The organism is Halomonas sp. BM-2019 (assembly GCF_017584085.1).
The window spans coordinates 2,300,276-2,306,529 of the sequence record NZ_CP071922.1; the positions used below are offsets into that span (position 1 = coordinate 2,300,276).

Below are 6,254 nucleotides of genomic sequence, written 5' to 3' on the forward strand. Positions count from 1 at the left end.
CGCTGGGTGTTGATGTTCGGGGCGCGGACCCGCAGGCCCTCGAACTGGGCCGGGTCGGTGATCTCGTCGCGGGTGTAGAGACCCTGGGCGGGCCAGGCCACGGCATAGAGGGGCTTCAAGCCCTCCGCGGTGAACAGCTCGGTGATCTTGGGCCTCGTGGTCTCCCACAGCGCCATGGCCTCCTCGTAGCCGCCGGCCACGCCGGGCAGGGTGTCGATCTCGAAGATGGGGTTCTGGTTGGAGAGGGTCGAGAGGAAGATCTCGCCCGCCTCGATGGTGCCGCGACGCACGGAGGGCTTGATCTCGCCGTGGGCGACCAGCGAGCCACCGCTGTGGACGTTGATGCGCAGCGCACCCTCGGTCATCTCCGCCACGTCCTCGGCGAACTGCCTGACGTTCTGGGTGTGGAAGCTGGCGTCCCCGTAGGGGGTGGCCATGTTCCACTCGGCGGCCTGGGCGGTAGCGGCGATGGCCAGTACCGAGAGGGGGATCAGCAGCGGCGTGAAGCGACGTGGACTCATCTCGCACTCCTCCTGGGGGATGCTGGTTGAGGGGGCAGGACACCTCGAAGCCTAGCAGCTGCCCGGAATGCCGCCCGGGCCGAGGATCGACTGGGCCTAAACGCTGGGCCTGCAGCGTCGCGGCCCGAAGCCCAGGGCGCGGGTGTGATACGTTTCCCTAATCGAGACGGCATCAGGAGGTCGACGTGAACACACTGCTACTCAACGCCGACATGGGCGAGAGCTTCGGTCCCTGGGTGATGGGGAGGGATCACGAGGTGATGCCCCACGTGGATCTCGCCAACGTGGCCTGTGGCTTTCACGCCTCGGATCCCGATGTGATGCGCCGCACCGTGCGCCTGGCCCGCGAGCACGCGGTGCGGGTCGGGGCACACCCCGCCTACCCCGATCTGGTCGGCTTCGGGCGTCGCTCCCTGGCCTGTTCGCCCGAGGAGATCGAGAACCTGGTGCTCTACCAGCTGGGGGCCCTTTACGGCATGTGCCGGGCGGAGGGGCTCGAGCTGAGCTACGTCAAGCCCCACGGGGCGCTCTACAACGACATGGCCCGGGATCCCGAGACCATGACCGCCGTGATGCGGGCGATCCTCGCCTTCGACCCCGCGCTGCCGCTGATGACCCTGGCTACCCGGGATACCTCGGCCGCGAGAGAACTGGCCGAGGAGCAGGGGGTGACCCTGTGGTTCGAGGCCTTTGCCGACCGGGCCTATGACGGTGAGGGGCGGCTGGTCTCGCGCCGCGAACCCGGAGCGGTGCACCACGACCCCGAGGTGATCGTCGACCAGGCTCGGCGCATCGCCTCCGGACAGCCGCTCACCGCCATCGACGGCAGCGAACTGGTGCTGGCCGCCGACACCCTCTGCGTGCACGGCGACAACCCCGAGTCCATCGCCGCGGTGAGGGCGATCCGCCAGGCCCTGAACGCGCTGCGGAGCGACTCGTGAGCGGGGAGGGCGCACGGCTGCCGCGGCTGGAGTCCGCCGGCCTGGACGGCTGGATGGTGCGGCTCTTCGAGCGCATCGAGGAGTCCAACCTGGCCTGGATCACCCCGCTGACGCGGCGCTGCGAAGCGGCCTTCGGCGAGGCGCTGGTCGACCTGGTGCCTTCCTATACCACCCTGCTGGTGATCTTCGACCCGTTCCGGCTCCCCCCCGAGGAGGCCCGCCGCCGTCTGCAGACGCTGCTGGCCGAGCTGGCGCCGGAGGAGAGCGCCGCACAGGGCGAGGTCCACGAGCTGCCCACCTGGTACGACCCGAGGGTCGGGCCGGATCTGGAACGAGTGGCACGCCATGCCGGCATGAGCGTGGAGGAGGTGATCGCCTGCCACGCCGGCTCCGACTATCGCGTCTTCGCGCTGGGCTTCGCCCCCGGCTTCGCCTTCATGGGGCTGCTCGATGAGCGCCTGGAGGTGCCGCGGCTCGACACCCCTCGCCGGCGGGTGCCGGCGGGCAGCGTGGCCATCGCCGGGCGCCAGACGGCCGCCTATCCGGCGGTGACGCCCGGCGGCTGGAACCTGCTGGGGCGCACCGCGGCGTGCCTCTTCGACCGCGACCGGGAGGGCTTCAGCCTGCTCCAGGTGGGCGACCGGGTGCGCTTTGTGCCGGTGACCCGCGAGGCCTTCGCGGCCCAGGGGGGCGATACCACCCCGATGGAGGCAGGGCGATGAGTAGCGATAACAGAAAGTATACCGTTATCGGTTTGCGCGTCGAACGAGCGGGGCCCTTGGCGCTGCTGCAGGACGCCGGACGCTTCGGCGTGCGCCGCCTGGGCGTCACTCAGGGCGGGCCGGCCGATCTCCACGGCTGGGCCTGGGCCAACCATCTGGCGGGCAACACCTGGGGCACTCCCGCGCTGGAGGTCACCTTCGGCGGGCTGACCCTGGTGGCCGAGCGCGACCTGAGCGTGGCGGTGGCAGGAGCCGACTTGGGGGCGACCCTGGAGGGCGAACCCCTGGCACTCTGGCAACCGGTCGCGGTTCGCGAGGGGCAGACCCTGGCCTTCGCCACGCCGATCGAGGGGCTGCGGGCCTATCTGGCGGTGGCGGGGGGCTTTGTCGCCGAATCGGTGCTGGGCAGCGTCAGCTGCGTGGTGCGCGAGGGGCTGGGCGGGTTCGATACTCGGGGCAGCAAGCTGGCCGAGGGAGATCGGCTGCCGGTCGGGGAGGGGGCCGATGGGTCAGTGACGGCGCGCGGCATACCGGAGGCGGCGAGGATCGACTATGGCGCGCCGGCCCGGCTGGCGCTGCTGCCGGGTGCCCAGGTCGGGGACTTCACCGGGGCGAGCCTCTATCGGGCCTTCAATACACTCTGGCGGGTGGATGATCGCGCCGACCGCATGGGCGTGCGGTTGACCGGGCCCAGGCTGCAGTGCCGGATCGGTTCGCTGATCTCCGAGGGGATCGGCCTGGGGGCGGTGCAGGTGCCGCCGGACGGCCAGCCCATCGCCCTGCTCAACGATCGCCAGACCATCGGCGGCTATCCGCGGCTGGGCGCGCTGACGCCGCTGGCCGCCTCGCGGCTGGCCCAGTGCCTTCCCGGACAGGCGGTGCGGCTGGTGGCGGCCTCCCGGGAGCGAGCCCTGGTCGAGCACCGGCGCTTCCGCGCGACCTTCGCCGGCTGAACGCGGTCCGCCGGGGCCGCGTTCAGGCGCCGAGGCCGCTTTCGCGCAGCACCTGGTCGATGCTGCGGGTCTCCACCGCGGCGGGGTGCCCCGGCAGCAGCCGCTCCTCCAGGGTGCCGATACCGCTCTCCACGCAGCGGGTGATCAACGCGGCCTTGCCCTGGCCGGTGGCCTCGACGAGGGCATCGAGGCGGGCTTCCAGGTCGCGGGAAAATCTCAGCAGATGAGGCATCGTGTCGTCTCCGATGAGCCCGTCCGTGGGAGGGATGTCTCTTCATCATAGGGCGGCAGTTACATTTTGTCACTTAACGCTTCCCACCAGCCGCCTTTCCCTGTCATCCGCCACTCTGGCAGCGGCCGGTGACGCCGGTATGACAGCGCGGGCGACCTTGAAAAGCCCCCCCGAGCTGCTAGGATGCCCGGCTCGAGTTTCGCGGCCGGGACGACCCGGAGCGCGCCTTCGCGGCGGGGACGGCCCCGACCTGACTGGAATCATCGATATGGCGTGGATTCTTGTTGTCGTGGCCGGCCTGCTGGAGGTCGGCTGGGCGCTGGGGCTGAAGGCCTCGGCGGGTTTCACCCGGCCGCTGCCGAGCGCCTTGACCGTGCTCGCCATGGTGGCGAGCTTCTACCTGCTGGCCCAGGCCATGAAGGTGCTGCCGGTGGGCACGGCCTACGCGGTCTGGGTCGGCATCGGGGCGATCGGCACGGTGCTGATGGGCATCCTGATCTACGGCGACAGCGCCTCGCCGCTGCGCCTGCTGAGTCTGGTGCTGATCCTGGCGGGGCTCGTCGGGCTCAAGCTGGCCGGTTGATCAGGCCAGGCCGCGCTGCCGCATGGCCTCGGTGATGATCGGCACCGGGGTCATCAGGTGCTCGCGCATCATCTCGCTGGCACGCTCCACGTCCCGGGCGAGGATCACCTCCACCAGGGCGGCGTGTTCCTGACGCTTGCGCTCGAGGGCCTGTTCGGAGAAGACCGTCGCGCACAGCCAGAGGTGACGGTAGCGCTCCACCTGGTCGAAGAGGCTGTCGCGCACCTGCAGCAGGTGGGGGGAGCGGCAGCCGCTGGCGATGGCGGTGTGGAACGCCTTGTGGCGGGTGTCCCAGACGTCGAGCAGCTCGTCGGGGGTGTTGACCTCCATCACCTTGGCCAAGGTATGGGCGCAGGCCAGGATCTCGGCCTCCCAGCGGTCGTCGCCCCGTTCGATGGCCAGGCGCAGCACCAGCCCCTCGAGCTGGGCGCGGGCATCATAGAGGTCGGCCAGCTCGGCCAGTGACATGGAGGCCACCCGATAGCCGCGCTGGCTGATGGCCACCACCAGGCGCTCCGCTACCAGTTGGGAGAGCGCCTCGCGCAGGGGGCCGACCCCGAGGTCGTAGCGCTCCTTGAGTCGGCTCATCAGCAGCTTCTCGCCCGGCGTGAAGACCCCGCGGATGATGTCCTGCTTGAGCCAGTGATAGGCGCTGATGCCGAGATTCTGCCGGGGTGGGGTGCTGTCCATGTTGCCTGCGTTCCTGCCTTTTTGCCGACATCATAGCCGAATATCGCTGTTCATGATAATTGCCGCCACTGGCCCGGAATGGCGGTATTTGCGGCGTCAGCGATTCCCCAGGGTGTCGTGGGTCCAGTCGATCAGCTCGGCGGTCAGGCTATCGCCGGCCCGCCCGAAGGCCTCCACCACCCGCGTCACGGCGGTGCCCGTGCTGGCGGCCTGCGCCTCGAAGCGGCGAGTGGCCAGCAGGCGGCGATCACGCTCGTCCACCAGGCTGGCGTCCAGGCGGATCACCGCCACCGGCTCCCCCGCGATGTACTCGCTGTGAAAGACCCGCAGGTCGGTGACCAGGGCCACGTCGGCGGCCAGCGGGCTGTTGTCATCCAAGGTGGCGGCGAGCCGGCCCCGCTGGCGGAAGCCCTCGATGAAGCGGTCGCGCAGCAGCAGCGGGGTGCGGTCGCTCCAGCGCGCCCCCTCGTAGGCCTGGAGGCGATGGGGCTCCGGCATCACCAGGATGCGCGTCCCCGTGAGGAGGGTCGGGGCGTGGGGCGTCTCGATGCGCAGGGTGGTCGGCAGCGTCGGCCCGTCGGCGCGCGGCTGCTCGGCGGCCGGCAGCAGGTGGATGCTGGCGGGGCTGCCCTCCGGCAGCAGGGTGCAGGCGGAGAGCGTCGCCAGCAGGGCCATCAGGAGCAGGCTTCGCCAGGCGTGACGACGGCAGCGGCTCATGGGGAAAACTCCTCGATGGGGTCGCGGCCGAGCAGGAAGTCGGCGGGATTCTCCTCCAGGCGGCGGGTGATGCGGCCCAGGTTGCCCAGGGTGGTGCGCAGTTCGCGCATGGTCGGGCCCAGGTCCCCCAGCCCCTGCATGCCGCGGCCCAGGGCGTCCTCGTTGTCATCCAGCAGGGCGTCGAGGCGACGCGCCATGGCCTCCAGGTTGCCCATGGCCTGGCCGGCGCGCTCCAGCGCCTGACGCCCCTCGGCGTCGACCAGGGTTTCGGCACTCCGGCTCAGTTGCGACAGCGTCCGCAGCAGGGCGGCGGCCTCCTCGCTCAGCCGGTCGGCGATCTCGACCACCGCTCCGAGCTCCCCGCTACGCGCCGCCAGCTCGCCGCTCAGCTGCTCCAGGTTGGCGAGTATCCGGTCGACCTTGTCCATGTTCTCCTCGGAGAGCAGGCGATTGGTGTTGATCAGCAGCTGGTTGAGGCCGGTGATCAGGGTCTCGCCGTCGGCCAGCAGTGAGCTCAGGGGGGAGGGCTCGGCCAGGATAAGCGGCGGGTCGTCGCGGCTCCCCCGCAGGCGCGGGCGCTCCGGGCTGCCTCCCTGCAGCTGGATGTTCATGCTCCCGGTGATGTTGGCCAGTGCCAGGCCGGCGCGGGTGTCCTCGCGCACCGGGATGTCGGCATCGATGCGGATCAGCGCGCGCACCAGGCGCGGGTCGTCCGGGTCCAGGCGCAGATCCGCGACGTCGCCGACGCGGATGCCGCTGAACAGCACGGCGTTGCCGGTCTCCAGGCCGCCCACCGGGCGGTCGAAGCCGACCTCGTAGTAGGTCACCTCGCGGTCCGTGGCGGCCTGGCCGAGCCACAGCGCGAAGCCCAGGGCGGCGATGCCGGCGATGACGG

The 6,254-nt window shown here is 70.7% G+C and carries 8 protein-coding genes and 1 pseudogene; 4 read left to right on the top strand and 5 right to left on the bottom strand.

Going from position 1 to position 6,254, the window contains the following annotated elements:
• Positions 1 to 521, bottom strand: a pseudogene (locus tag J5F18_RS11420) (C4-dicarboxylate ABC transporter substrate-binding protein); the annotation flags it as partial.
• A 185-nt stretch (positions 522 to 706) separates the two neighbouring features.
• Here J5F18_RS11420 and J5F18_RS11425 point away from each other — a divergent pair.
• From J5F18_RS11425 to J5F18_RS11435, 3 genes are read left to right on the top strand one after another with little or no spacing between them, the layout of a single operon-like run.
• Positions 707 to 1,462: a 5-oxoprolinase subunit PxpA gene (locus J5F18_RS11425; protein WP_346298752.1), complete on the top strand. Its 756-nt coding sequence runs from the start codon at positions 707 to 709 to the stop codon at positions 1,460 to 1,462.
• The gene (pxpB, locus tag J5F18_RS11430) at positions 1,459 to 2,184 is read left to right on the top strand and encodes a 5-oxoprolinase subunit PxpB (protein WP_346298753.1); all 726 of its coding nucleotides are present in this window, start codon (positions 1,459 to 1,461) and stop codon (positions 2,182 to 2,184) included. Before J5F18_RS11425 ends, pxpB begins: the two co-directional genes overlap by 4 nt.
• Entirely contained in the window at positions 2,181 to 3,137 is a 957-nt protein-coding gene (locus tag J5F18_RS11435; RefSeq protein WP_346298754.1) for a biotin-dependent carboxyltransferase family protein, read from the top strand. The genes pxpB and J5F18_RS11435 overlap by 4 nt, the downstream gene beginning before the upstream one ends.
• 22 nt (positions 3,138 to 3,159) lie before the next feature.
• On the opposite strand, the gene J5F18_RS11440 is transcribed toward J5F18_RS11435, so the two are convergent.
• On the bottom strand, positions 3,160 to 3,369 hold the full coding sequence (locus J5F18_RS11440) for a hypothetical protein (protein WP_346298755.1): 210 nt from the start codon (positions 3,367 to 3,369) through the stop codon (positions 3,160 to 3,162).
• A gap of 268 nt (positions 3,370 to 3,637) precedes the next feature.
• On the opposite strand from J5F18_RS11440, the gene sugE reads away from it, so the two are divergent.
• Complete coding sequence (sugE, locus tag J5F18_RS11445; RefSeq protein WP_346298756.1) at positions 3,638 to 3,952, top strand: quaternary ammonium compound efflux SMR transporter SugE; 315 nt, start codon at positions 3,638 to 3,640, stop codon at positions 3,950 to 3,952.
• Here sugE and csiR read toward each other — a convergent pair whose 3' ends face one another.
• From csiR to J5F18_RS11460, 3 genes are all read right to left on the bottom strand, one after another.
• Positions 3,953 to 4,642, bottom strand: coding sequence for a DNA-binding transcriptional regulator CsiR (csiR, locus tag J5F18_RS11450; protein WP_346298757.1), 690 nt, complete (start codon positions 4,640 to 4,642; stop codon positions 3,953 to 3,955).
• A 96-nt stretch (positions 4,643 to 4,738) separates the two neighbouring features.
• Positions 4,739 to 5,359: an ABC-type transport auxiliary lipoprotein family protein gene (locus J5F18_RS11455; protein ID WP_346298758.1), complete on the bottom strand. Its 621-nt coding sequence runs from the start codon at positions 5,357 to 5,359 to the stop codon at positions 4,739 to 4,741.
• The coding region (locus J5F18_RS11460; protein ID WP_346298759.1) for an MlaD family protein at positions 5,356 to 6,254 on the bottom strand (899 nt) is incomplete at its 5' end. The genes J5F18_RS11460 and J5F18_RS11455, both read right to left, overlap by 4 nt.